24 protein-coding genes are annotated in these 22,530 nt (G+C 72.0%); 11 read left to right on the top strand and 13 right to left on the bottom strand.

Going from position 1 to position 22,530, the window contains the following annotated elements:
• Window position 1 precedes the first annotated feature (1 nt).
• The 3 genes from OG885_RS40420 to OG885_RS40410 all read left to right on the top strand — a co-directional run bounded on the left by OG885_RS40420 (window position 2) and on the right by OG885_RS40410 (window position 3,675).
• Entirely contained in the window at window positions 2-1,312 is a 1,311-nt protein-coding gene (locus tag OG885_RS40420) for an FtsX-like permease family protein (RefSeq protein WP_405740919.1), read from the top strand.
• Between the two features lie 159 nt (window positions 1,313-1,471).
• Entirely contained in the window at window positions 1,472-2,329 is an 858-nt protein-coding gene (locus OG885_RS40415) for an AAA family ATPase (protein ID WP_405743107.1), read from the top strand.
• Window positions 2,326-3,675, top strand: a complete 1,350-nt coding sequence (locus OG885_RS40410; RefSeq protein ID WP_405740916.1) for a vWA domain-containing protein — start codon at window positions 2,326-2,328, stop codon at window positions 3,673-3,675. The genes OG885_RS40415 and OG885_RS40410 overlap by 4 nt, the downstream gene beginning before the upstream one ends.
• A gap of 31 nt (window positions 3,676-3,706) precedes the next feature.
• Here OG885_RS40410 and OG885_RS40405 read toward each other — a convergent pair whose 3' ends face one another.
• The 3 genes from OG885_RS40405 to OG885_RS40395 form a co-directional block, all read right to left on the bottom strand.
• Window positions 3,707-4,072 (bottom strand): cupin domain-containing protein, encoded by a 366-nt coding sequence (locus tag OG885_RS40405; protein WP_405740913.1) that lies wholly within the window; start codon window positions 4,070-4,072, stop codon window positions 3,707-3,709.
• Between the two features lie 74 nt (window positions 4,073-4,146).
• Window positions 4,147-5,133 carry a threo-3-hydroxy-L-aspartate ammonia-lyase gene (locus OG885_RS40400; protein ID WP_405740911.1) on the bottom strand — a complete coding sequence of 329 codons (987 nt, stop codon included), beginning with the start codon at window positions 5,131-5,133 and terminating at the stop codon, window positions 4,147-4,149.
• Window positions 5,130-5,807 (bottom strand): transcriptional regulator, encoded by a 678-nt coding sequence (locus OG885_RS40395; protein ID WP_405740909.1) that lies wholly within the window; start codon window positions 5,805-5,807, stop codon window positions 5,130-5,132. Before OG885_RS40395 ends, OG885_RS40400 begins: the two co-directional genes overlap by 4 nt.
• A 221-nt stretch (window positions 5,808-6,028) precedes the next feature.
• Here OG885_RS40395 and OG885_RS40390 point away from each other — a divergent pair, with 221 nt between their 5' ends.
• Entirely contained in the window at window positions 6,029-7,249 is a 1,221-nt protein-coding gene (locus OG885_RS40390; protein WP_405740906.1) for a cytochrome P450, read from the top strand.
• A gap of 14 nt (window positions 7,250-7,263) precedes the next feature.
• Here OG885_RS40390 and OG885_RS40385 read toward each other — a convergent pair whose 3' ends face one another.
• From OG885_RS40385 to OG885_RS40375, 3 genes are all read right to left on the bottom strand, one after another.
• Window positions 7,264-9,159 (bottom strand): M6 family metalloprotease domain-containing protein, encoded by a 1,896-nt coding sequence (locus OG885_RS40385; RefSeq protein WP_405740903.1) that lies wholly within the window; start codon window positions 9,157-9,159, stop codon window positions 7,264-7,266.
• Between the two features lie 131 nt (window positions 9,160-9,290).
• On the bottom strand, window positions 9,291-9,914 hold the full coding sequence (locus OG885_RS40380) for a LuxR C-terminal-related transcriptional regulator (RefSeq protein ID WP_405740901.1): 624 nt from the start codon (window positions 9,912-9,914) through the stop codon (window positions 9,291-9,293).
• A gap of 113 nt (window positions 9,915-10,027) precedes the next feature.
• Entirely contained in the window at window positions 10,028-10,993 is a 966-nt protein-coding gene (locus tag OG885_RS40375) for a pirin family protein (RefSeq protein WP_405740898.1), read from the bottom strand.
• A 101-nt stretch (window positions 10,994-11,094) separates the two neighbouring features.
• On the opposite strand from OG885_RS40375, the gene OG885_RS40370 reads away from it, so the two are divergent.
• The 3 genes from OG885_RS40370 to OG885_RS40360 are packed head-to-tail and all read left to right on the top strand — an operon-like array spanning window position 11,095 to window position 12,429.
• On the top strand, window positions 11,095-11,586 hold the full coding sequence (locus OG885_RS40370; protein WP_405740895.1) for a MarR family winged helix-turn-helix transcriptional regulator: 492 nt from the start codon (window positions 11,095-11,097) through the stop codon (window positions 11,584-11,586).
• A complete protein-coding gene (locus tag OG885_RS40365) occupies window positions 11,583-12,032 on the top strand; it encodes a MarR family transcriptional regulator (protein WP_405740892.1) in 450 nt (149 codons plus the stop codon). Before OG885_RS40370 ends, OG885_RS40365 begins: the two co-directional genes overlap by 4 nt.
• Window positions 12,033-12,081: 49 nt before the next feature.
• Entirely contained in the window at window positions 12,082-12,429 is a 348-nt protein-coding gene (locus tag OG885_RS40360) for a tetratricopeptide repeat protein (RefSeq protein WP_405740889.1), read from the top strand.
• Window positions 12,430-12,500: 71 nt separating this feature from the next.
• Here the strand turns inward: OG885_RS40360 and OG885_RS40355 are convergent, their stop codons facing one another.
• Window positions 12,501-13,886: a PepSY-associated TM helix domain-containing protein gene (locus OG885_RS40355; protein WP_405740886.1), complete on the bottom strand. Its 1,386-nt coding sequence runs from the start codon at window positions 13,884-13,886 to the stop codon at window positions 12,501-12,503.
• A 134-nt stretch (window positions 13,887-14,020) separates the two neighbouring features.
• Between OG885_RS40355 and OG885_RS40350 the strand changes: the two genes are divergently transcribed.
• Window positions 14,021-14,668: a peptide deformylase gene (locus OG885_RS40350; RefSeq protein WP_405740883.1), complete on the top strand. Its 648-nt coding sequence runs from the start codon at window positions 14,021-14,023 to the stop codon at window positions 14,666-14,668.
• Window positions 14,669-14,694: 26 nt separating this feature from the next.
• On the opposite strand, the gene OG885_RS40345 is transcribed toward OG885_RS40350, so the two are convergent.
• Window positions 14,695-16,119 carry a dihydrolipoyl dehydrogenase family protein gene (locus OG885_RS40345; RefSeq protein WP_405740880.1) on the bottom strand — a complete coding sequence of 475 codons (1,425 nt, stop codon included), beginning with the start codon at window positions 16,117-16,119 and terminating at the stop codon, window positions 14,695-14,697.
• Window positions 16,120-16,240: 121 nt separating this feature from the next.
• Between OG885_RS40345 and trxA the strand changes: the two genes are divergently transcribed.
• On the top strand, window positions 16,241-16,627 hold the full coding sequence (gene trxA / locus OG885_RS40340) for a thioredoxin (RefSeq protein WP_405740877.1): 387 nt from the start codon (window positions 16,241-16,243) through the stop codon (window positions 16,625-16,627).
• 25 nt (window positions 16,628-16,652) lie between these two features.
• Here trxA and OG885_RS40335 read toward each other — a convergent pair whose 3' ends face one another.
• From OG885_RS40335 to OG885_RS40325, 3 genes are read right to left on the bottom strand one after another with little or no spacing between them, the layout of a single operon-like run.
• The gene (locus OG885_RS40335; RefSeq protein WP_405740874.1) at window positions 16,653-17,831 is read right to left on the bottom strand and encodes a 4-hydroxybenzoate 3-monooxygenase; all 1,179 of its coding nucleotides are present in this window, start codon (window positions 17,829-17,831) and stop codon (window positions 16,653-16,655) included.
• 32 nt (window positions 17,832-17,863) lie between these two features.
• Window positions 17,864-18,910, bottom strand: coding sequence for a LacI family DNA-binding transcriptional regulator (locus OG885_RS40330; protein WP_405740871.1), 1,047 nt, complete (start codon window positions 18,908-18,910; stop codon window positions 17,864-17,866).
• Between the two features lie 38 nt (window positions 18,911-18,948).
• Complete coding sequence (locus tag OG885_RS40325; protein WP_405740868.1) at window positions 18,949-19,629, bottom strand: TetR/AcrR family transcriptional regulator; 681 nt, start codon at window positions 19,627-19,629, stop codon at window positions 18,949-18,951.
• A 101-nt stretch (window positions 19,630-19,730) separates the two neighbouring features.
• On the opposite strand from OG885_RS40325, the gene OG885_RS40320 reads away from it, so the two are divergent.
• Window positions 19,731-20,294: an NAD(P)H-dependent oxidoreductase gene (locus tag OG885_RS40320; protein ID WP_405740865.1), complete on the top strand. Its 564-nt coding sequence runs from the start codon at window positions 19,731-19,733 to the stop codon at window positions 20,292-20,294.
• Window positions 20,295-20,361: 67 nt separating this feature from the next.
• Here OG885_RS40320 and OG885_RS40315 read toward each other — a convergent pair whose 3' ends face one another.
• Window positions 20,362-21,267 carry a LysR family transcriptional regulator gene (locus OG885_RS40315; protein WP_405740862.1) on the bottom strand — a complete coding sequence of 302 codons (906 nt, stop codon included), beginning with the start codon at window positions 21,265-21,267 and terminating at the stop codon, window positions 20,362-20,364.
• A gap of 132 nt (window positions 21,268-21,399) precedes the next feature.
• Here OG885_RS40315 and OG885_RS40310 point away from each other — a divergent pair, with 132 nt between their 5' ends.
• A complete protein-coding gene (locus tag OG885_RS40310) occupies window positions 21,400-21,594 on the top strand; it encodes a hypothetical protein (protein ID WP_405740860.1) in 195 nt (64 codons plus the stop codon).
• A 44-nt stretch (window positions 21,595-21,638) separates the two neighbouring features.
• Here the strand turns inward: OG885_RS40310 and OG885_RS40305 are convergent, their stop codons facing one another.
• Entirely contained in the window at window positions 21,639-22,520 is an 882-nt protein-coding gene (locus OG885_RS40305) for an LLM class F420-dependent oxidoreductase (RefSeq protein WP_405740857.1), read from the bottom strand.
• Between the last annotated feature and the right edge of the window lie 10 nt (window positions 22,521-22,530).

Raw genomic sequence — 22,530 nt, 5'->3', positions numbered from 1 at the left:
GATGTTCGTACTGGCTCTACGGTCGATCCGGCGACGCCCCGGACGGTTCCTCGCGACGCTGCTCTCCGCCTTCCTGGGCGCGGCGATCATCATGACGTTCCACTCGATGCACGACACGGCGGCCGGGAGCGGCGTCGACTCGGTCAGCTCGAACACGCTGACGACGGCGGCGAGCGTGGTGGGCGGTTACGGCAGCCTGCTGGTGTTCTTCGCGGTCGCCTCCACCCTGACGGTGAACGTCCGTCAGCGGGCCACCGAGCTGGAGTTGCTGCGCTGCTCGGGGGCGACTCCGGCACAGCTCAAACGGCTGGTCGTCGGTGAGGCGCTGGCCGTCGCCCTGGTGGGTGCGGCGCTGGCGATCGGGCCCGCGATGCTCGGCGGGCGGGCGCTGCTGGGGGTGTTCAAGGACAGCGGTCAGGTGGCGGACTCGGTGGACTACACGTTCGGTCCGATCGCGCTGTTCACGGGCGTCGGCATCACGCTGGTGGCCGCGGTCGGCGCCGCGTTCCTCGCCGTGCGGCGGGCGACGCGGGGACGGCGACAGCGGGGCGGGGCACGAAAGTTCTTCGCCTACGCCGCCCTCGCCACCGGTGCCCTGGCGGTCTGCTGCACCTTCTTGATGAAGGCGACGGACGAGGCGCTGATGGCGCCGCCCGCGTACGGGGCGATCCTGCTGTCGGTCGGCTTCGCGCTGCTGGCGCCGCGGCTGCTGAAGGGGCTGCTGGACCGGCTCGCGCTCTCCGGGGCGAGCGGCTGGCTCGCGGTGCGGAATCTGCGGCAGCGGGCCGGGGATCTCGCCGGGATCCTGATGTCGCTGATCCTGTTCACGGCGGTGGCGACGACCACGCTGACCGTGCAGGCGGTGGAGACCGACGCGGTCGCGGCCTCGGGGCTGGTGAAGTCCGTGGACGCGAAGAACCTTCAGACGCTGAACTTCACGGTCGTCGGGATCATCGTGGTCTTCGTCTGCGTGATGCTGGTCAACTCGCTGTACGCGGCGACCACCTACCGCGGCCGGGAGTTCGGCCAGCAGCGGCTGGCCGGTGCGACGCCCGGGCAGGTGCTCGGCATGGTGGGCGCCGAGGCCGCGGTGCTCACGGTCACCGGTGTCCTCTTCGGCACGGTCGCGGCGCTGGCGGGAATCGTCCCGTTCACGGTGGTCCGCGGCGACGCGGTGCTGCCGGGGCAGACGTTCGGTGTCTGGCTCGCGGTCGTGTCCGTGGCCACGGCGGTGACGGTGGGGACGAGCCTGGCGACGGCCCGGAAGGTCCTGCGGACCCCGGCGACGGAGGCGGTGGCACTGGCGGCGTGACCGCCGGCGTGGGAGGAGGGGCGGCTGCCCGGGCGGCCGCTCCTCCTCCCACGCCGTGCCCATGGATCGGGCTACTGGAGTGACAGCGCCCCTGAACAAGCGCTTAGATAGGTGGACCATCCGCTCGGCCTGTACACCGCCACCGCCCTGGAGGCCCCGTTGTTCACTTCCGTCGACGACGTCTCCGCACGCCTCGCCGAGACCGGCTACCTCGCCTCGCCCTCGGTCGCCACCACCGTCTTCCTGGCCGACCGGCTCGGCAAGCCGCTCCTGGTCGAGGGCCCCGCCGGGGTGGGAAAGACCGAGCTCGCCAAGGCCGTCGCCGAGATCGCGGGGGCCGAACTGGTGCGACTGCAGTGCTACGAGGGCGTCGACGAGTCCCGCGCACTGTACGAGTGGAACCATGCCAAGCAGCTGCTGCGCATCAGCGCGGGCCGCGACGAGAGCTGGGACGAGGCCCGTACCGACATCTTCAGTGAGGAGTTCCTGCTCACCCGCCCGCTGCTGACGGCGATCCGCGGCGACGAGCCCAAGGTCCTGCTGATCGACGAGACCGACAAGGCGGACGTCGAGGTGGAGGGCCTGCTCCTGGAGGTCCTCAGCGACTTCCAGGTGACGGTGCCCGAACTGGGCACGATCACCGCCACCCGCCGCCCCTTCGTCGTCCTCACCTCCAACGCGAGCCGTGAGCTGTCCGAGGCGCTGCGCCGCCGCTGTCTGTTCCTGCACATCGGCTTCCCCGAGGAGGAGCTGGAGCGCCGGATCGTCCGGCTGAAGGTGCCCGGCCTCGACGCGGCGCTGACGGAGTCGGTGGTCCGGGTGGTGGGCGCGCTGCGGGCGATGGACCTGCGGAAGGTGCCGTCGGTCGCCGAGACCATCGACTGGGCCCGCACGCTACTCGCGCTCGGTGCGAACACGCTCGACGAGACCGTCGTACGGGACACCCTGGGCGTGCTCCTCAAGCACCAGGACGACGTCCTGAAGGCCGCGGCGAAGCTCGATCTGGACGCCCTGTGACCACGCCCGTCGCCGAGCGCCTCACCTCGCTCGTCGCCGCTCTGCGGGCGCACGGCATCCGGGTCGGCACGGGCGAGACCGTGGACGCGGCCCGGGCGATGGAAGCGCTCGGGTTCGGGGACCGGGAGCTGCTGCGCGAGGGGCTGGCCGCGACGCTGCTGCACGGCAGCGCCCAACGGCCGGTGTTCGACCCGGTCTTCGACCTCTACTTCCCGCGCCGGGTCGGCGCGCCCGAGGCGGGGACGGCGGACCGTGAGGACCTCCGCGAGCGGCTGGCGGCGGCCCTCGCCGCGAACGACGAGGCGTTGCTGGCGCGGCTCGCGGCCGAGGCGGTCGACGGCTTCGGCGGCTACGGCTCTCCGGGGTCGGACGGCTGGTCGTCGTACCAGACGCTCGACCGGATCCGCCCCCAGACGCTGCTCGCGCGGGTGCGCGCCGACGTCCAGGGGCGCAGCGGCGGTTCGGGGTTCGCGGACCGGCTGCTCGACGACGAGATCCGGCGCCGGATCGAGGCCTTCCGAGGGCTGGTGGCGACGGAAGCGCGACGGCGGGTCGCCGAGCAGCGGGACCGGGACCAGATCGCCCGCCGCGCGGTGGCGCCGACGGCGGACCGGGTCGACTTCCTGTTCGCCGGGAAGTCCCAGCTGGCCGAGCTGCGCAGGACGGTGCAGCCGCTCGCCCGGAAACTGGCGACCCGCCTCGCGGCGCGCCGGCGCCGGGCGGCGCGGGGCAGTATCGATCTGCGGCGCACCCTGCGCGGGTCGCTGTCCACGGGTGGGGTGCCGATGCGGCCGGTGCTGCGCAGGCGCCGTCCGGCGCGGCCCGAGCTGGTGCTGCTGTGCGATGTGTCGGGTTCGGTGTCGGGGTTCTCCGACTTCACGATGCTGCTGGTGCAGGCGCTGCACGACCAGTTCAGCAAGGTGCGGGTGTTCGCCTTCGTCAACCGGATCGACGAGGTGACCGGGCTCCTGGAGCACGGGGCGGCCGACGCGGCGGGCCTCGGCGCGCGCATTCAGGCGGAGGCGACGCTCACCGGCTGGCACGGCAGCAGTGACTACGGCGTCGCCCTCGGGGAGTTCGCGGAGCGGCACGGCGAGGCGATCGGGCCCCGTACGACGGTGTTCGTCCTCGGTGACGCCCGTACGAACATGAGCGACCCGAACCTCGCCGCCGTCCGGCAGATCACCGAACGGGCGCGCCGCGTCTACTGGTTGAACCCCGAGCAGCGCACCCAGTGGGGCACGGGCGACTCGGCGGCACCCGAGTACGCCGAGCTCGTGGAGATGCACGAGTGCCGCAACGTCCGGCAGTTGGGCGCCCTGGTCGGCCGGCTGCTGCCGATCTAGGCAGGCGGCCGCGGGCGTCGCCGCCGCGCTGTCACCCGTCGGCGGGTTTGGCGTACTCGTTGGCCATGGTCCCCGCGAAGTCGTAGACCACGCACTGTTCGTCGCCCACCACCCAGGCGTCGTGGCCGGGCGAGATCACGAAGACGTCGCCGGGCCCCACCTCGGTCTCGCCACCGCCGTCCATGGTGATGTGCATGCGGCCCTGGACGACATAACCGTTGTGGTGCACTTCGCAGCTGCTGGTCCCGACGATGGGCCCCACGGACTCGGACCAACGCCATCCGGGTTCGAAGGTCCCCACGGCGAAGTCGAGGCCGCTGAGGTGGACCGCTTCCAGGTGCCCTCGGGGGAAGTCCCGCCGCTCGTCCGGCTTGTCGAGGGTCTTCGTCTCCAGCATGTCGGCTCTCCCTTCACCACACGCCCCACTCCATCGTCCGCCTGTCCACTCGGCGCCGCCATTCGGGTGAGGCCTCAGTTCTCCTCGGGGCCGCAGAGCTCGGCGAAGCGTGCCGCGTCGACGTTCCCGCCGGAGACGATCACGCCGACGCGGCGCGGCAGCCCCTCCACCCGGCCGGCCAGCAACGCGGCCAGCGGCGTCGCCCCGCTCGGCTCGACCACGATCTTCAGACGCTCGAAGGCGAAGCGCATCGCGTCGCGGATCTCGTCGTCGGTGACCAGGGAGATCCCGTCGACGAGCCGCTGGTTGACGGCGAACGTCAGCTCGCCGGGGATGTCCAGGGCCTGCCCGTCGGCGATGGTGCGGGGCACCGGGATCGCGATCCGCCGACCGGCCTCCAGCGACCTCCTGGTGTCGTCCCCGGCTTCCGGCTCGACGCCGACGATCCGGACGGCGGGGTGGAGCCCCTTCGCCGCGGTGGCACTGCCCGCGATGAGTCCGCCCCCGCCGACGGGGACCAGCAGGGCGTCCAACTCCCCTGTCTCCTCCAGCAGTTCCAGGGCCGCCGTGCCCTGTCCGGCCATGACGTGCGGGTGGTCGTAGGGCGGGATCAGGGCGAGTCCCCGCTCGGCGGCCAGGGCTTCGGCGATCGCCGCCCGGTCGCCGGTGTAGCGGTCGTACGACACGATCTCGGCGCCGTAGCCGGCGGTGGCGGCCCGCTTGGCGGGCGGGGCGTCCTCGGGCATGACGATCACCGCGGTGCTGCCGAGCTCACGGGCGGCGAGGGCGACCGCCTGGGCGTGGTTCCCGGAGGAGTAGGCGGCGATCCCGCGGGCCAGTTGCTCGGGCGTCAGCCGGGAGGCCGCGTTGTAGGCTCCGCGGAACTTGAAGGCGCCCACCCGCTGGAAGTTCTCGCACTTGAGGAAGACCTCGGCACCCACGCGCGCGTCCAGTGTGCGCGAGCGCAGCACCGGGGTGCGGTGGGCGACGCCCTTGAGGCGGTCGGCGGCCGAGCGGATGTCGTCGAGGGTGAGGGTGACGGGCGGGGGTGTGCTGGTCACGCGGGTCCTCCAGGGGTGGTGGAAGTCGTGGCGCGGGCCTGGGAGAGATAGCTGTAGGCGGAGGCGCGGGAGATGCCGAGCCGGGCGGCGACCTGCTCGATCGCGCGGCGCACGGCGAAGACGCCGCGCTCGTCGAGGCTGCGGAACAGCGCCAGGCGCCCGGGACGGTCGAGTGCACCCCACGGCTCCTGCCGGTGGGTGTCGAGGATGACGTCGACCACGGAGTCGATGTCGTCGCCGAAGGTGGTCACCGGCAGTTCGGCGGGGGCCGCGCCGACTCCGGCGAGGGCGCCCAGCAGGGTGTGGGCCTCGCTGACGACGGTCACGTCGAGGTTGACGCACAGGGCGCCGAACACCGTGCCCGTGGAGTCGCGCAGCACCATCGTGGACGACTTGACGGTTCTGCCCGTTCCCGTGCGCGTGAGGTAGTTCAGCTCGTCGCGCGCCTCGTCGCCGCGGGCCACGATCCGCAGGCCGATCTCGCTCATCGCCCCGCCGACCGCGCGCCCGGTCACCGATCCGGCGAGGGCGACGACGGACGTCTCCGGGTCCCGGTAGTCGTGCAGCACGACTTCACACATGGGCCCGAACGTCGCCACCAGACCGTCGACGACCGGCGTCAACGCGGCGACGATCGCGTCCCGCTCGGCTTCCAACGCCCGCTCGGACGTCATGACGTACTCCGAATTCTCCAGTGCGAGTGAGATCAGCACATCTAGACTACACATCCAAGTCCTGGACGTACAGTCCAGATTCTCGTGTCGCTGGCGGAATCGCCACGCCTGTGCCGCGGGATTCGGCCACATCCCCCCGCTGTCCGTTCCCTGTCCGCCTTCCGTCAGCTTCGGGGACTTCGATGAGCATCACTCCCTGTTCCCCCACACCGAGGAGTGAGATGACCAGCACCACCGAGGACCTCCCCCTGTTCCCGATGCCGCGCGGCGCGGCCGGCTGTCCGTTCGATCCGCCGCCCGGGATGCTGCGGCTGCACGCCGAGCGGCCGGTGACCCGGGTGCGGCTGTGGGACGGCAGCACGCCGTGGCTGGTGACGCGGTACGAGGACCAGCGGGCGCTGTACGGCGACGAGCGACTCAGCGTCGACCCACGGCAGCCGGGCTTCCCCCACTTCAGCGCGGCCTTCCAGGAGGCCTACTCACACATGCCGCCGTCGTTCCTCAACATGGACGACCCCGAGCACGCCCGGATCCGGCGCATGGTCACCGCCCCCTTCACCATCAAGCGCATCGAGGCGATGCGGCCCGCGGTGCAGCGCATGACCGACGAGTTCGTCGACGCGATGCCGGCCGGGCCGCAGCCCGTCGACCTCGTGGAGGCCCTGGCGCTGCCGCTGCCCTCACTGGTCATCTGCGAGCTGCTGGGAGTGCCGTACGACGACCACGAGTTCTTCCAGAGCCGCAGCGAGGTGGGGGTCCGCCGGGACGCGTCGGTCGAGGAGTCCAGGACCGCCTCGGCCGAACTGCTCCAGTACCTCGACGCACAGCTCCAGGCGAAGCTCGCCGACCCCACCGACGACCTGCTCTCCGCCCTGGCCGCCCGGATGCGGGCCGGCGAACTCGCCCGCCACGACGCCGCGATGCTCGGCCTGCTGCTGCTCGGCGCGGGACACGAGACCACCGCCAACATGATCGCGCTCGGCGTCCTGGCCCTCCTCGAACATCCTGACCAGCTCGCGATCGTCCGGGACACCGACGATCCCGAGGTGCTCGCGGGCGCCGTCGAGGAGATGCTGCGCTACCTCACCGTCGTCCACAACGGCCAGCGCCGCCTCGCCCTCTCGGACATCGAGATCGGCGGGGAGCAGATCCGCGCCGGGGAGGGCGTCATCATCCCCGGCGCCACCGGCAACTGGCAGGCCGACCGCTTCCCCGACCCCGACCGCCTCGACGTCCGTCGCGACGCCCGCCGGCACATGGCCTTCGGCTTCGGCATCCACCAGTGCCTGGGCCAGCCGCTGGCCCGCCTGGAACTCCAGGTCGTCTACGGCACCCTCTTCCGCCGCATCCCCACCCTGCGTCGGGCCGTCGACCTGGAGAAGATCCCCTTCAAGGACGACGGGGTGGTGTACGGCGTCCATGAACTGCCGGTGACCTGGTAGGCCGCCGGTCGGCCTCAGGTGCCGGTGTGGAGGGTGATCTCCCAGCTGAGCAGGGTCCCGGCGACGGGCTGGGCCGCGTCCGTGATCTTGAGCTTCCAGGCGCCGGCCACCGCGTCGCCGACCAGCGGTGCCAGCAGGGACGGCGGGTCGGACGTGAGCGTCAGGCGCAGGTTCTTGGTGGCGCCGCCGGTGCGGTTGTGGATCACGGCGCGGCGGCCCGACGGTGCCAGCAGGACGACGCGCAGATCGCCGATGTGACCGTGCTCGATGTCGATCGACACGGTCAGGTCCCGGACCGTGCCGGCGCCCACGAGGGAGATCGCGTCGGTGAGCCCGCCGACGCCCTCGGGGATGGCCTCGTTCGGCGCCGACCGGCCGGTGATCTTCGTGCCCGCCACGCCCTGCTCGCCGGTGCGGAAGGTGATGACCTCGCCCGGGGCGCCGACGTTCGAGAGGGTGAGCCCCGACTCGCTGCCGTCCCACCACAGGGACGGGGGGCGGCTGCTGTGCGAGACCGCGGTGCCCGCGGTGGGTCCGTAGAGGTCCCCGCCGTCGCCGTCGTTCTGGTTGTGCTCCAGGTCCATATGGCCGTCCGCCTGCAACAGGGCGCACTGGTAGTGACGTACCAGCGTGCCCTGCTGGAACTCGTTCGACCCCTGGATGTCGCAGTGGTAAACGGCCAGGCCACTGGAGGTCAACGCGGTGTCGAAGCCGAGCTTGCTGCGGTTCTCGACGAGGTAGTACTCGACGTCCGGGCGGTCCGGGTTCTGGTAGACGAGCGCCTTGTCGTACTCACCCTGTCTGGCCTCGTACGCACCCGGCACCGAGATGTCCACGTCCTCGGTCCAGCCCACCAGCCGGCGCAGATACACGGAGACGGCGGACGGCAGGAAGCCGTCGCCCAGGTTGTTCCCGCTCGACATCGCGCAGTAGGTGCCGAGGCCCGCGCTCGTGAAGTCGTCGCCCTCGCGTTCGAGGGTGCCGTAGTCGTACAGGTCCGGCCAGCGGCACAGCAGGTGCCCGCTCTCGTGGCAGAAGGTGCCGATGCTGAGGTCGCTCGCCCGCTCGCCCATGCTGGTGACGGTGTAGAAGTCCGTGCGTACGCCGCCGATCTGGGCGGGGAAGCGGGAGTTGTGCGGCCACAGGTCGCCCTTGAACACGGTGTTGCCCGCGTACATGATGCAGACGGAGTCGACGACGCCGCGGCCGAGGGAGTCGAAGCGGCTGAAGTCCACCCCGGCGTCCGCGGCGGCCTGCAGTGCCTCGGGGACGAGTTCGCCCTCGTGTTCGTCGAGCGAGTACGCGAGCCGCGGCCGGCTCATCCGGAACGGGCCGACGACGGTGTTGGAGAAGACGAGCCGGCCCGTCGACATCGTGCGGAAGAACTCCTTGACGGAGCAGTGGTTGCCGTTCGCCGTGAAGTGCGGGCTGTTGAGCAGGGCGGAGACGTCGTCCTCGGTCACCTCGGTCTGCTTGGACGGGAAGTCGACCAGGATCGTCAGGCCCTGGACCTCGCCCTCCGTCAGGGCCGTGCCGGGGAGCAGCCCCTTCACCGGGCCGCGGGTGAACAGCGCGTCGGGGTCGATCTCGGCCCGGTCCTCGTCCGGGACCCCTTTCATCATCCGGTCCTGGAAGACCTCTCTGCGATAGAGCTGCCCTTCCCGCAGATGCCGGCGCAGGCCCTCCGGCGGCGGTACGGAGACGGGCGTGCCGGTGGAGACGAACCGGCGGGTGCCGCCGGCGCCGTCGGTCCGCGCGTAGCAGTAGGTGCCGCGGTCGGGGTCGTACACGACGGAGTAGCCGTCGAGGGTCTCGTACCGGGCGTATTTGTCGTCGCCGAAGACGACGAGGCGGACATCCTCGCCCTCCTCCTGGCTGAACGTGAGGGTGCTACCGAAGATGCCGCTCATCGTGAAACGCCTCCCGCTGCTCGCACACTGAGGGCTTTCGTCCCTCAGTGTGCGAGCAGCGGGAGAAGCGTCACAGGGTAGAAAAGCCCACGCCCGGCAGGGGCAGTGTTACCCCTGTGTCCACCCCGGTGTCACCCCTGCCAGAAGGCGGCGGGGACGATGTCGTGCATGATCGCGAAGCGTGTCAGGTCGGCCCGGCGCCGGGAGCCGGTCTTGTCGCGGAGCCGGTCCAGGTGGGAGTGCACGGTGTGCTCGCTGATGCCGAGCCGGACGGCGATGTCGTGGTCGGTCTCGCCGTGGACGACCAGCTCCAGGATCTGGCGCTCGCGGTCGGTGACATGGCAGGAGGGCTCGGTGTCGGGACGCACGGCGAGATCCGCGGAGACGTAGGAGCAGCCGTCGGCGACCAGCCGGATCGCGGCCAGCAGCTCCCGCTCGTCGGCCCGCCGGCTGAGGCAGCCACGGGCGCCGGCGCGCAGGGCGGGTACGGCGTGGTGGTCCAGGCCGGAGGAGAAGACCAGCACCGCGGCGTCCTGGGCGGCCAGCCGTGCCACCACGTCGGCCAGGCACACCGGCCGCACCTGGAGATCCACCAGCGCGACGTCACCCGGCCGGAGCGCGCGCAGTGCCTCGTCGGCCGACCGGGTGGCGAGGGCGAAGACCAGGCCCTCGGCGCCCTCGACGGCGTGGGCGACACCGCCGCACAGCAGCGGGCAGTCACCGACGACGGCGACTCGTCGTGCCTCCGTACGCATGGGCGCCTCACTCCGGCCGGGCCGGCGCCCGCGCGCGGGCCTGTCTCACAGCTCCAGTCTTGGTCCTTCGCGGCGGTCCGGCATGCCGAGGCGCCGGGGTCGGGGCCGACCGGTCAGCGGGTCCTCCCCCGCGGCTTCAGGGGCAGCGGCGGCAGCTCCGGGGCCGGCAGGGGCGCCCCGTCGTAGCCCTTGACCTCGCCGAACCGGGACCCGGTCATCCAGTCCTCGCGCGCCTGCACGATCTCCTCCTGGGACCGCCCGATCCAGTTCCAGAACATGATCAGCTCCTCCTCGAAGGGCTCACCGCCCAGGAGCATCAGGCTCGCGTCCGACGCGGCGCGCAGCGGCAGTTCGGTGCGGCCGCAGCCGAGGTAGAGCATGGAGCCCGGCAGGACCGGGACGCCGTCCACGTGGGCCTCACCGGACATGGACAGCACGGCGTACTCGAAGTCCGGCTCCAGCGGGAGGCGCAGGTCCGCGCCGGCGGTCAGCGTGAGGTCGGCGCCGACGATCGGGGTGTACGTCGTCCCGGGCGAGGTGGCACCGTCGAGGTCGCCGAGGATGAGCGTGGCGGTCAGGCCCGGCGCGGTGACCCGTGGCAGTTCGGCGTGGTGCTCGAAGTGCGGTTCGGTGTGCCGGTGGCCGTCCGGGAGGGCGACCCAGAGCTGGGCGCCGTGCAGGAAGCGGGCGTGTGACTTCGGGCTCTCCTCGGAGTGGCTGATGGCCCGCCCGGAGGTCATGAGGCCCAGCTCGCGCGGGCGGATCGTCTGGAGGCTGCCGGTGGAGTCGCGGTGCAGCACCTCGCCCTGGTGCAGCCAGCTGACGGTCTGCAGGCCCATGTGCGGATGCGGGGGGACCTGCATGCCGGGCTCGTCGGCGATGTCGTCGGGGCCGTAGTGGTCGACGAAGCACCACGCGCCCACCATGCGCCGGCCCAGGTTGGGCAGCAGACGGCGGACCTCGGTGGCCTCCCCGAGTTTGACGGTGCGCGGGCTGAGGAGTTCGCGAACGGGCTCCGCCACCACGAAGCCGCGGCCGCCGCACAGGGCGGGGGCCGCATCGCGATCAAGATTGCTCATGGCGCCCAACCTAGCCCCGTGGACGGGGTCCCGTCAGTCCGTCGCCGGGGAGTCCCGAAATACAGTAGCCATGTACATAGTAGCCATGTACTGTATTTCTTATGAGCAAGGGCTACGAGAAGGTGACGCCTGGCTTCCTGGTGTGGCGCCTGTCGATGAAGTGGCGGACCGCGGTGGACCGCGCGATGACCCCACTGGGTCTCACCCACGCGCAGTACTCGCTGGTGGCGTCCCTGTACGGCATGCAGCGCGACGGCGAGCGGCCGAGCCAGCGACGGCTCGCCGACCACACCGGCCTCGAACCGCTCTATGTGTCCAAGCTGGCGCGCGCCCTGGAGTCGGCGGGTCTGATCGAGCGCACCCGCGACCCACGTGATCCGCGCGCCGTCCAGCTGGCCCTCACCGAGCAGGGCAGGGACACCACCCGGCGGGCCATCCAGGTCGTCCAGGGGCTACTGGAGCAGCTCCTCGCACCGCTCGGCGGGCTCGACAGCCCACGCACCCGGGAGTTCAGCGCCGAACTCGCGACCCTGCTCGACGCCCCTCTCGATCCACTCGCCCCCGACCGTGAGTCCGACAAGGAGCCGTCATGACCACCACCACACCTCCCCTGCTCAACCCGCGCGTCATAGCCCTGGCGCACTACGCGGCCCGCGCGGTCCTGGAGCGGGTCCTGGCCCGCCACGGCATGACGTTCCAGCAGTCCGTCACCCTCCGCCTGGCCGCCGTCGCCGACGGGCCGGTGGACCGGGAGCACCTCGTCGACGGTGTCGTCGGTTCACTGAAGATCGATGCCGAGGAGGCCTCCGCCGTCGTCGACGAGCTGGTCGCCGCACGGCTGCTGGCTCCCGAGGAGCCGCCGCTGGTGCGGATCACGGAGGCCGGACGAGAGCTGTACGACACGACGTCCGCCGCGACCGCCCCCCTCACCGCCCGGGTCTACGCCGGCATCCCCGAGGAGGATCTCGCTGTCGCCGGACGGGTGCTGACGCTCATCACCGAGCGGGCGAACGCCGAGCTCGCCACCCTGAACGGTTAGTGGAATATTGAACCAACGGCCTCTGTTGACGGCGTCGAAGGAGGTCAGAGTGGACATGACGTACTACGACCACGGAACGCCGGCGGAGCGCTGGGAGCGCGCGCAGATGTTCTTCGAGGCCAAGGACTACGCCGCCGCGGCGCGCGTCCTGGGCAAGCTGGTCGAGGAGGTGCCGGAGCAGACCGGGCCGCGGCTGCTGCTGGCCCGCTCCTACTACCACTCGGCCCAACTGAGCCGCGCCGAGACGGAGTTGCGCATCATCGTGGAGCGTGACCCGGTGGAGCACTACGCTCGTCTGATGCTGGGCCGCACGCTGGAGCGGCAGAGGCGGCACGAGGAGGCCGAGCCGCATCTGCGCCTCGCGTCCGCGCTGGCCGGCGACTTCGACAAGCTGTAGGCGAGGCCGTACGACATGACCGGGGCCCGGTTCCTTCGCGGAACCGGGCCCCGGTCGTCGTACGACGAGTGTCAGACGCGGCTCGTGCGCCGGTGCGCGATCTCGCCGAGCACCACGTCGGCGACGACGAACGCGGCCAGCGGGATGCCGAGCAGCGGGACGAAGTAGCCGAGGGCGGCGATCAGCGCCACGCCCGGCAGCAGGATCTGCGGGGGCACCTTCTGCCAGGCGCCGCGCGGGATCGGACGCCCGAAGGCGTTGCCGCGGCCGCGCATCCACCACATGCGGTAACCCCACACGATCAGCAGGATCAGGCAGAGCGCCACGACCATCAGGACGATCTGGTTGACGAGCCCGAAGAGGGTGCCGGTGTGCAGGTCGATGCCCCAGCGGGTCAGCTTCGCGAGCACCGGGAAGTCGTCGAACCGCAGCACGTCGGTGACCTCGCCGGTGGTCGGGTCGATCGCGACCGCGTCCTGCTTCTCCGGCCAGCTGCGCTGGATCTGCTTCACCACGTACGCCGAGGTGGCGTCGGCCGGCGGCACGATCTCGACGGGGTCGCCGAGCCCTTCGGCGCGCGCCGCGGCGAGGACCTTGTCGAGGCCGACGCCGTGCTCGGCGTCCCCGGCCGAGGCGGAGGCGCCGTGCCCGGAGTGGTCGCCGCCCGCGGTCGCCGACACCGAGGGCGTGGTCTGGTTCAGCGAGCCGCGCAGATCGTCGATGCTCGCGCCGGCATAGGTGGACCAGGTCAGACCGGTCACCGACAGGAAGAAGAAGCCGAGCGCGGCCCAGACGCCGACCGTGGCGTGCAGCCCGAGCGTGCGGCGCCGCCCCTCGGTGCCGCGCACCTTGCGCTGGCCCCGGCGCCGGGTGAACCACAGCACCAGGCCGGCCCCGGCGATCACCCACAGCCAGCTCGCGGCGAACTCGCTGTAGAGGCGGCCGGTCTCACCGAGGTGCAGATTGCGGTGCAGCTCCGAGATCCAGGTGCGCAGCGGCAACGCGCCCGTGGATCCGTACTGTTCGAGGGAGCCCTCGACCTTGCCGGTGTAGGGGTCGACGAAGACGGCGAGGGTGTGGTCGGGGTCGACACCCTTGACGCCGGACAGCAGCACCCTGGTGGTCGCGTCGTCCGCCGGGGAGGGACGTACGGCGGCGACGGCGCCCTCGGGGTGGGCCTCGCGGGCGGCGGTGACCTGTTCGGAGATCGGCAGCTTGGCGTCGCCGACGGCGGAGACCGTCATCTGGTCGGCGTACAGGAGCTTCTCGGCCTGGAACGAGGCGGCGTACAGGAACCCGGTGACGGCCGCCACCAGCAGGAAGGGCGCGACGAACACCCCGGCGTAGAAGTGGAGACGCAGTATCAGCGGGCGCAGCGGCGCCCAACTGCCGGGTCTGGGCGGCGTGTCGGCGGCTTTCGGGGCCTCGTCGGTGGTCGTCGGGGGAGCGGAGGTCATCGGCGGCTAACTCCGGAGGGTGGGGACGAGCGCGGCTGGTCGGTCGGTCCAGTAGTCGGGAGAAACGCGCCCTGAGTTCCCGGGGGTTGAAGTGTCCTGCGTCACACGAGCCGAGGGCATGGCATCCTGGCGCGATGGCAACTCCCCGTGATCACGCGCCCCTTGCCGAGCTGGTCGAGGAACTCCTCGCCGCCGACGGCCCGCTGCCCATCGTGGCGGCCGGCGATCCGGTGCTGCGGCGCGGCACCGAGCGTTTCGAGGGGCAGCTGGACTCCGCGCTGCTGGCCCGGTTCGTCGAGGCGCTGCGCGTCACCATGCACGCGGCTCCCGGCGTGGGCCTCGCGGCGCCGCAAGTGGGCGTGCCGCTGCGCATCGCGGTGATCGAGGACCCGGCGCCGGTGCCGGACGAGGTGCGCCTCGCGCGGGGACGGGTGCCGCAGCCGTTCCGGGTCCTGGTCAATCCGTCGTACGACGGGGTCGGCCCCGAGCGGGCCGCGTTCTTCGAGGGCTGTCTGAGCGTCCCGGGCTGGCAGGCGGTCGTGGACCGGCACGACCGGGTGCGGCTGACGGGCGAGGACGAGCACGGGCGCACCGTGGACGAGGTGTTCTCCGGTTGGCCCGCGCGGATCGTGCAGCACGAGACGGACCACCTGGACGGCACGCTGTACCTGGACCGGGCGGAGCTGCGCTCGCTCTCCTCGAACCAGGCGATGGTGGAGCGCTGGGCCCAGCCGACGCCCAGGGAGGCGGCCGCCTCCCTGGGGTTCGGGCTGCCGGGCTGACGGCCACCCGGGGGCCGTACCGGCCGTCAGCTGTCGCGGAACGTCTCCAGCAGGCGCAGCCACACCTCGCTGATCGTCGGGTAGGACGGCACCGCGTGCCAGAGGCGGCTGAGGGGCACCTCGCCAGCCACCGCGACGGTCGCCGAGTGGATGAGCTCGCCGACTCCGGGGCCCACGAAGGTGACGCCGAGCAGGACCTCTCGCTCCAGGTCGACCACCATGCGGGCGCGGCCCCGGTAGCCCTCGCCGTACAGGCTCGCCCCGGAGACGTTGGCGAGGTCGTAGTCGACCGCGCGGACCCGGTGGCCCGCCTGTTCGGCCTCGGCGAGGGAGAGGCCGACGGCGGCGGCCTCCGGGTCGGTGAAGACGACCTGCGGTACGGCGGCGTGGTCGGCGGTGGCGGCGTGCGCGCCCCACGGGTCGGACTGGACGTCGGTCCCGGACGCCCGCGCCGCGATGGCGGCGCCGGCGATGCGGGCCTGGTACTTGCCCTGGTGGGTGAGGAGGGCGCGGTGATTGACGTCGCCGACGGCGTAGAGCCAGTCGGTGCCGGTGACGCGGAGGCTGTCGTCCACGTCCAGCCAGGAGCCGCCTTCCAGGCCGACGGTGTCCAGGCCGATGTCGTCGGTGCGCGGGGCGCGGCCGGTGGCGAAGAGGATCTCGTCGGCCTCGATCCGGTCGCCGCTGTCGGTGACGGCGACGACGGTGCCGTCCTCGCGGGTCACCGACGCGAGGGAGGTCCCGGTGCGGACGTCGACGCCGGCCTCGGTGAGCGCCTCGGCGACCAGTTCGCCGGCGAAGGGTTCCATACGGTTCAGCAGGCCCTTGCCGCGGACCAGGAGGGTGACCCGCGAGCCGAGGGCCTGCCAGGCGGTGGCCATCTCGGTGGCGACGACTCCCCCGCCGACGACGATGAGCCGCCCCGGCGCGGCCTGGGCACTGGTCGCCTCGCGGCTGGTCCAGGGCTTGACCGCGTCGAGTCCGGGCAGGCCCGGCAGGACGGCGCGGGTGCCGGTGCAGACGGCGACGGCGTGCCGGGCGGTGAGGACCTGGTCGCCGACCGTCACGGTGCGGGGGCCGGTGAGGCGGCCGTGGCCGCGGTAGAGGTCGGCGCCGACTCCCTCCAGCCAGCTCACCTGACCGTCGTCGTGCCAGTGGGAGGTGTACTCGTCGCGGCGGGCGAGGACCGCGGCGGCGTCGAGGGGGCCTTGTACGGCCGGGGCGAGTCCGGGCAGCCGGCGGGCGTCGGCCTGGGCGATGACCGGGCGCAGCAGGGCCTTGCTGGGCATACAGGCCCAGTACGAACACTCGCCGCCGACCAGTTCGCTCTCCACGACCGCGGTGGAGAGGCCGGCCGCACGGGTGCGGTCGGCGACGTTCTCCCCCACGGGCCCGGCCCCGAGCACCACTACGTCATAGGTGCTGTTCACAGTGGATTCCGTTTCCGTCATGGGGTCAGTCTGCTGGGTGGTGTGCGCTCGGGCCACATGGGTACGCGCGCGGAATACCTACTCGGCAGGCCGTGTTTGTGCGCATGGCTAGGCCCCCACACCAGGAAGAGGGATGCACGCCATGAGCAAGACCGTGGAGCTCACCAAGGAGAACTTCGACCAGACGGTCACGGACAACGACTTCGTCCTGATCGACTTCTGGGCGTCCTGGTGCGGGCCGTGCCGTCAGTTCGCGCCGGTCTACGACAAGGCGGCCGAGGAGAACCCGGACCTTGTCTTCGGCAAGGTCGACACCGAGGCGCAGCCGGAGCTGGCCGCCGCCTTCGGTATCCAGTCGATTCCGACGCTGATGATCGTCCGTGACCGGGTGGCCGTGTTCGCGCAGCCGGGCGCCCTCCCGGAGGCCGCGCTGACGGATGTGATCGGGCAGGCCCGCAGGCTGGACATGGACGAGGTCCGCAAGGCGGTCGAGGAGCAGCAGGCGAGCGCGGAGCAGAACGGCCAGTAATGCCAGGGGACTTGCCCTGGGGTGCTCACCACTCCAGGGGAAGTCCCGTGTAGTGCGCGGCCAGTTCGGCGGCCGCGTGGCGGGAGGACGTGATCCGTCGCAGCCGGGCGAGCTGGAGCCGGTGGTCGAAGGGGTCGGCGTCGGGGCGGGTGTGCAGCATCGTCGTCATGTCGTAGGAGAACCGGGTGGCCTGCCAGACCCGGGCGAGGCATGACGCGGAGTAGCGGTCGAGGAGTTGCTCGGAGCCGGTGCGGCGCAGCCCGGCGAAGGCGCGGGCGAGCAGACGGACGTCGGAGACCGCGAGGTTGAGGCCCTTGGCGCCGGTCGGCGGGACGATGTGCGCGGCGTCACCGGCGAGCAGGAGGCGCCCGTGGCGCATCGGCTCGTGGACGTGACTGCGCATCGGCGTCACGGACTTGGCGGTGATCGGGCCGCGGTTCAACGTCCAGTCGGCGTCGATGGCGAAGCGGGCGGCGAGTTCGTCCCAGACGCGGTCGTCCGACCAGTCGCCGGGGTCGGTGCCGTTGGGCACCTGGAGGTAGAGCCGGGACACCTGCGGTGAGCGCATGCTGTGCAGGGCGAAGCCGCCCTCGCCGCGCGCGTAGATCAACTCGTCGCAGGACGGGGCGACATCGGCGAGGATCCCGAGCCAGGAGTACGGGTAGTCGTGGGCGTACGTCCGTCCGGTCCCGGCCGGGAAGGTGTCGCGGGCGATGCCGTGGAAGCCGTCGCAGCCCACGACCCAGTCGCAGTCCAGGGTCTGCTCGCTCCCCTCGTGCAGGAACCGTACGACGGGCGCCTCGGTCTCCGGCCTCTCGATGGCGAGCGCCTCCGCCTCGAACAACAGCGGTGGCCCATCAGCCAGTTGAAGGGCGACGAGGTCTTTGACGATCTCGGTCTGGGCGTAGATCGTGACCGTACGGCCGCCGGTGAGGACCGGGAAGTCGAGGTGGTGGCGTTCCCGGTCGAAGCGCAGCTCGATGCCCTGGTGGACCAGGCCCTGCGCGGTCAGCCGCTCGACCGCGCCGCACTCGCGCAGGGCGTCGACCGTGCCCTGCTCCAGCATTCCGGCACGCTGGCGCTGCTCGACGTAGTCCCGGGTGCGCGCCTCCAGGACGACGCAGTCGACGCCCGCGCGGTGCAGCAGGCGGGCCAGGAGCAGTCCGGCGGGGCCGCCGCCGATGATGCCGACCGTCGTGCGCATGGGCCCACCTCCCGTCGCTGCGACCCAGGTTGTCAGCTCGACTCGCGGTGCACCACCGTGGCTTCCAGCACTTTGTGGGTCTCGGGTGCGGCGGCGGGGTCGCGCACCGCGCGGTCGACGAGTTCGGCGAGGTCGCGACCGGAGGGCAGCTCCAGGCGGACCGTGCTGAGCCGGGGCCGCAGGAGCCGGCCGAGCATGAGGTCGTCGGCGCCGATCACGGCCGTCTCGCCGGGGATGTCGATCCCCTCGTCGAGCAGGGCGCGCGTCAGCAGCATCGCGTACTCGTCGTTGTACGCGAACACCGCGTCGAGGCCGAGCTCCCGCCAGCGGGCGGCGAGCCGGGCGCCGGCCTCCTCGGTGTAGGCCAGGGGCAGGTCGGTGACGGTGGCGTCGGTGTCGCGCAGGGCGGCGCGCACCCCGCTGAGGCGGGGCAGGGAGAAGGCCTCCAGGCCCGCCTCCTCGGGGACGACGACACCGATGCGGCGCCTGCCGCGCTCGTACAGATGGCGTCCGGCGCGGTGGCCGACGGCCTCGTGGTCCATGAGGAGGGCGTGGGCGCCCTCGACGGTCTCGGGGCCGAGGGTGACGACGGCCCGGGCGCCGGAGCGCTTGAGCACGGCGACGCCTTTCGGGCCGAGTCCGGCGCCGGGCACCAGCACGGCGACAGGCCGCAGCTCGGCCCAGGCACGGGCGGCCTCGTCGCCGTGGAGTCCGACGCTGCCGTGCTGGACGACGGTGTAGTCGAGGCGGCTGAGGGCCCACTGGAGCTCGTTGATGAACTGGCCGTACAGCTGGCCGACCGGGATGGTCGGGGCGGGCATCAGGACCAGGCGGCTGTGTCCGGCGCGCAGGCTGCGGGCGGCCGCGTGCGGTACGTACCCCAGCTCCTTGGCGGCCTCGTGGACCCGGCGGCGGGTGGGCTCGCTGATCCGGACGGCGCTGGTGTTGTTCAGGACGTAGGAGACGGTCGCGCGCGAGACGCCTGCCAGGCGGGCCACATCGGCGCTCGTGGGCACGGAGCGCGGTGCGGGAACCCCGGGGGCGGGCGTTTTCGGTATCTGCACCATGACGTACGGCATCTTTGCAGAACCTGTGCAGACGGCTCCCGGCGGGGCGCTCAGGCGGCCGGCGCGGCCCCCGTGACCCGGGCGACCAGGTCGGTCCAGCCGGCCTCGAGGCGCTCCATCGGCATCCCGCACTCCCTGGTCAGATGGTGGATCTGCGCCGCGTCGAGGTACGCGAGGAGCGTCCGGGCCAGCAGCTCGCAGTCGGCGTCCGGGACGATCTGCCGCAGCAGGATCGTGACGTGCATGGCCAGGGCCCGGTAGGACGGGTGGGAGAACCGGCGGGTGGGCTCCGGCTCGGCGGCGAGCTGGAGGTCCAGCTGCTCCACCGAGCGGTACAGCAGTGCCACGCCGAAGGCGCGCAACCGCTCCAGGGGCGGGGCGCCGGGGCCCAGCGGGGGCGGGCCGCTCATGAAGTCCGCCTGGAACTGCTGTGCCGAGTGGTCGAGCAGCGCCATCAGCAGCCCGGTCCGGTCGCCGAAGCGGCGGAAGACGGTGCCCTTGCCCACCTGGGCGGCGGCGGCCACGGCCTCCATGGTGACCCCGGCCGCGCCGTGCTCGGCGATCAGCCGGGCGGCGGCCTCCAGCAGCCGGGCGCGGTTGCGCGCGGCGTCGGCGCGCAGGCACGGCTCCTCCTCGCGAGGGCCGAGCTGGAACAACTCGGTCTCACCCAGGGGACCTTGAGGCCGCGGGAAGGGCGGCAGGGCGGCGGACATGAACCCAGCGTAAAGCATCGGGAATGAAACTGGACCGCGGTCCGGTTAGGGTGATAGAACCTTAAACGGACCCCGGTCCGGATTTGTGACGGCAGTGTTTCAGCACCCCTGGAGTTAGCATGTCTGTTCGTATCCTTGCGCTCGTCGGCAGCCTTCGCGCCGGTTCGCACAACCGCCAGCTCGCGGAGGCGGCCGTCAAGTTCGCTCCCGAGGGTGCGTCGGTCGAACTGTACGAGGGCCTGGCCGACATCCCCTTCTACAACGAGGACATCGACGTCGAGGGCAGCGTCCCGGCCGCCGCCGCGAAGCTGCGTGAGACCGCCCAGGGCGCCGACGGCTTCCTGCTCTTCGTCCCCGAGTACAACGGCACCATCCCGGCCGTCCTGAAGAACGCCATCGACTGGCTGTCGCGCCCCTACGGCGCCGGCGCCTTCGGCGGCAAGCCGGCCGCCGTGGTCGGTACCGCGTTCGGCCAGTTCGGTGGCGTGTGGGCGCAGGACGAGACCCGCAAGGCCCTGGGCATCGCCGGCGCCAAGGTGCTGGAGGACGTCAAGCTCTCCATCCCCGGTTCCGTGGTCCGTTTCGCCGAGACCCACCCGGCCGACGACGCCGAGGTCGCCACGCAGCTGACCGAGGTCATCGCCCGTCTGCACGGGCACGTGGGCGACACCGTCGCCGCCTGATTGTCTTCGAAAGGGGCCGGAGCTCTTGGAGCTCCGGCCCCTTTCGTATGCCTCGGCGCTCCGCGGGTCAGGCCACCGCGGTCGGGGCCAGGTCCCGCAGTTCCGCCAACGCGGCCGCCACCGCGGGTCGTTCATGGCCGCCGCGCCGGGTGCAGGTGAGCAGTTTGCGGTGCGGATCGCCCGCGCAGGGTACCCGGGTGACCGGCAGGTCCGCGGTGAGCTGGGCCAACCGTGGGATGAGCGCGACGCCCAGCCGGTGGGCGACGAGCTGGGCGGTGACGTTCCAGTCCACGGCCTGGTGGACCACCGAGGGGCTGAACCCGGCCTCGCCGCAGGCCGAGATGACATGGGTGTGGCAGGGGCTCTCCGGCATGGGCGCGATCCAGTCCTCGTGCGCCGCCTCCGCGAGGTCGACGCGCTCCCGGTCGGCCAGCGGGTGACCGGCGGGCACGACGAGGTCGAACGGGTCGTCCAGGAGGGGTCGTTGATCGAAGCGGACGTCGCTCAGCGGCGGGTTGTGCGGAGTCGCCTCGACGATCGCCAGATCGGTGGCGCCCTCGAAGAGCAGGTCGAAGCTCTCCGGTACGGCCGCCTCCTGGATGCGTACGGCCAGCCGGGGATACCGCTCCTGGAGGCGCACCGCCATCGGCGCCAGCAGCACCGAGATCGCCACCGGATACCCGCTCACCCGCAACGGTCCCGCCGGGGCGTCCCGTTGGGCGCGCAGGTCGAGCTCGGCTAGTTCCCAGCGGGCCTGGATGGCGTCGGCGTGCGCGAGCAGGCTCTCGGCGGCCGGGGTGAGACGGACCCCCCGGCCCTGCGGTTCCAGGAGGTCGACGCCCAGGTCACGGGCGAGCTGACGGATCTGCTGGGAGGCCGCGGACGGGGTGAAGTGCAGGGCGCGGGCGGCGGCGGTGACCGTGCCGTAGTGGGCGACCGCCCGCAGGACGTGAAGCCGGCGCAGGTCAATCATGAAGCCCACGCTTCAAGGTGTCGTCCGGAAAGTCAACCTGGACGTGTACGAAAGCGATGCCGCACCCTGGATCGTGTCGCGACGGTCCACCAGCCGCGCCGGCCAACCGGCCACGACGTACGAGGAGTTCTCATGACCAGCACGACCCGCACCGGCTGCCCGCACTGCGGATGGCCGGACGACGCCGAGCCGTTCCAGGTGGTGTCCCGGCACGCGACCGCCGCGGGCCAGACCCTGTGGACCCGGTGCGGCTGCGGTTCCCTGCAGGTCCGCACGGTCGACGACCGCGGCACGCGCATCGTCTCCCGCAGCGGGCCGGCCCAGTAGCACTCCGTAGTAGTCCGTAGCAGTCCCGTAGTAGTCCGTCAGGTTCAGTCGAGCCCGGCCAGGCGCTGGACGGCCGGGGCCGCGAAGCGTTCGATGAACGCCGCCGGTTCGCCGGTGCGCGGGGAGAGGATCACCGTCTCGATGCCGAGCTTGGTGTAGCCCGTGATGTCCCGGGTGAAGGCGTCGAGGTCGCCGGTGGCGAGCGGCTCGCCGGAGTAGGCGACGGTCTTGCGGATCGTGTCGTAGTCGCGGCCCTCGGCCTCGCAGTGACCCCGCAGGACCTCCAGCTTGTGGGCGACCTCCTCCGGGGTGGTGGTGAACAGGTTGCAGGCGTCGCCGTGGCGGGCGACCAGCCGGAGGGTCTTCTTCTCACCGCCACCGCCGATCATGATCTCGGGGCGCGGGCTGCTGACCGGAGCCGGTACGCACAGCGTCTCGGACAGCCGGTAGTGCTTGCCCTCGAAGGGCCCGTTGGCCTCCGGGTCCCACATCTGGAGGCAGATCCGCAGGGTCTCCTCCAGCCGCTCGAAGCGCTCGGCGAGGGGCGGGAACGGCACGCCGAGACCCGCGTGCTCCCGGTCGTACCAGGCCGCGCCGATCCCGAGCGTGGCCCGGCCGCCGGACAGCACGTCCAGGGTGGTGGCGATCTTGGCGAGCAGTCCGGGATGGCGGTACGTCACCCCCGTCACCAGGGCGCCGAGCTGCACGGTGGAGGTACGGGCGGCGAGGTAGCCGAGGGTCGTGTACGCCTCCAGCATCGGGTCCTCGGCGCCGTCGTTGAACTCCATCTGGAAGTAGTGGTCCATGACCGACAGCCAGCTCAGGCCCGCGGCCTCGGCGGCGTCGCCCGCCGCGGCCAGTTCGGCGGCGAGCGCCGGGCCGCCTCCGGGATGGTCGAACCGGTTGATGTGCACGCCGACCCGCATGTGCGTCTCC

The sequence above is a fragment of the Streptomyces sp. NBC_00028 genome, assembly GCF_045041065.1.
In the GTDB taxonomy this organism is placed as follows: Bacteria; Actinomycetota; Actinomycetes; order Streptomycetales; family Streptomycetaceae; genus Streptomyces.
Note: the sequence above shows the minus strand (reverse complement) of the source record. Positions and strands in the feature narration are given on the sequence as shown.

Bases quoted from the DNA above. Each gene is read 5' to 3' on its own strand.
- OG885_RS40405 (WP_405740913.1), bottom strand. From the start codon at position 4,072: ATGCTGGAGACGAAGACCCTCGACAAGCCGGACGAGCGGCGGGACTTC.
- OG885_RS40335 (WP_405740874.1), bottom strand. From the start codon at position 17,831: ATGCGCACGACGGTCGGCATCATCGGCGGCGGCCCCGCCGGACTGCTC.
- OG885_RS40365 (WP_405740892.1), top strand. From the start codon at position 11,583: ATGACCACCACCACACCTCCCCTGCTCAACCCGCGCGTCATAGCCCTG.
- OG885_RS40345 (WP_405740880.1), bottom strand. From the start codon at position 16,119: ATGACGGAAACGGAATCCACTGTGAACAGCACCTATGACGTAGTGGTG.
- OG885_RS40325 (WP_405740868.1), bottom strand. From the start codon at position 19,629: ATGCTTTACGCTGGGTTCATGTCCGCCGCCCTGCCGCCCTTCCCGCGG.
- OG885_RS40390 (WP_405740906.1), top strand. From the start codon at position 6,029: ATGACCAGCACCACCGAGGACCTCCCCCTGTTCCCGATGCCGCGCGGC.
- trxA (WP_405740877.1), top strand. From the start codon at position 16,241: ATGAGCAAGACCGTGGAGCTCACCAAGGAGAACTTCGACCAGACGGTC.
- OG885_RS40315 (WP_405740862.1), bottom strand. From the start codon at position 21,267: ATGATTGACCTGCGCCGGCTTCACGTCCTGCGGGCGGTCGCCCACTAC.
- OG885_RS40330 (WP_405740871.1), bottom strand. From the start codon at position 18,910: ATGCCGTACGTCATGGTGCAGATACCGAAAACGCCCGCCCCCGGGGTT.
- OG885_RS40385 (WP_405740903.1), bottom strand. From the start codon at position 9,159: ATGAGCGGCATCTTCGGTAGCACCCTCACGTTCAGCCAGGAGGAGGGC.
- OG885_RS40305 (WP_405740857.1), bottom strand. From the start codon at position 22,520: ATGCGGGTCGGCGTGCACATCAACCGGTTCGACCATCCCGGAGGCGGC.
- OG885_RS40320 (WP_405740865.1), top strand. From the start codon at position 19,731: ATGTCTGTTCGTATCCTTGCGCTCGTCGGCAGCCTTCGCGCCGGTTCG.
- OG885_RS40380 (WP_405740901.1), bottom strand. From the start codon at position 9,914: ATGCGTACGGAGGCACGACGAGTCGCCGTCGTCGGTGACTGCCCGCTG.
- OG885_RS40395 (WP_405740909.1), bottom strand. From the start codon at position 5,807: ATGACGTCCGAGCGGGCGTTGGAAGCCGAGCGGGACGCGATCGTCGCC.
- OG885_RS40350 (WP_405740883.1), top strand. From the start codon at position 14,021: ATGGCAACTCCCCGTGATCACGCGCCCCTTGCCGAGCTGGTCGAGGAA.
- OG885_RS40375 (WP_405740898.1), bottom strand. From the start codon at position 10,993: ATGAGCAATCTTGATCGCGATGCGGCCCCCGCCCTGTGCGGCGGCCGC.
- OG885_RS40355 (WP_405740886.1), bottom strand. From the start codon at position 13,886: ATGACCTCCGCTCCCCCGACGACCACCGACGAGGCCCCGAAAGCCGCC.
- OG885_RS40310 (WP_405740860.1), top strand. From the start codon at position 21,400: ATGACCAGCACGACCCGCACCGGCTGCCCGCACTGCGGATGGCCGGAC.
- OG885_RS40420 (WP_405740919.1), top strand. From the start codon at position 2: ATGTTCGTACTGGCTCTACGGTCGATCCGGCGACGCCCCGGACGGTTC.
- OG885_RS40370 (WP_405740895.1), top strand. From the start codon at position 11,095: ATGAGCAAGGGCTACGAGAAGGTGACGCCTGGCTTCCTGGTGTGGCGC.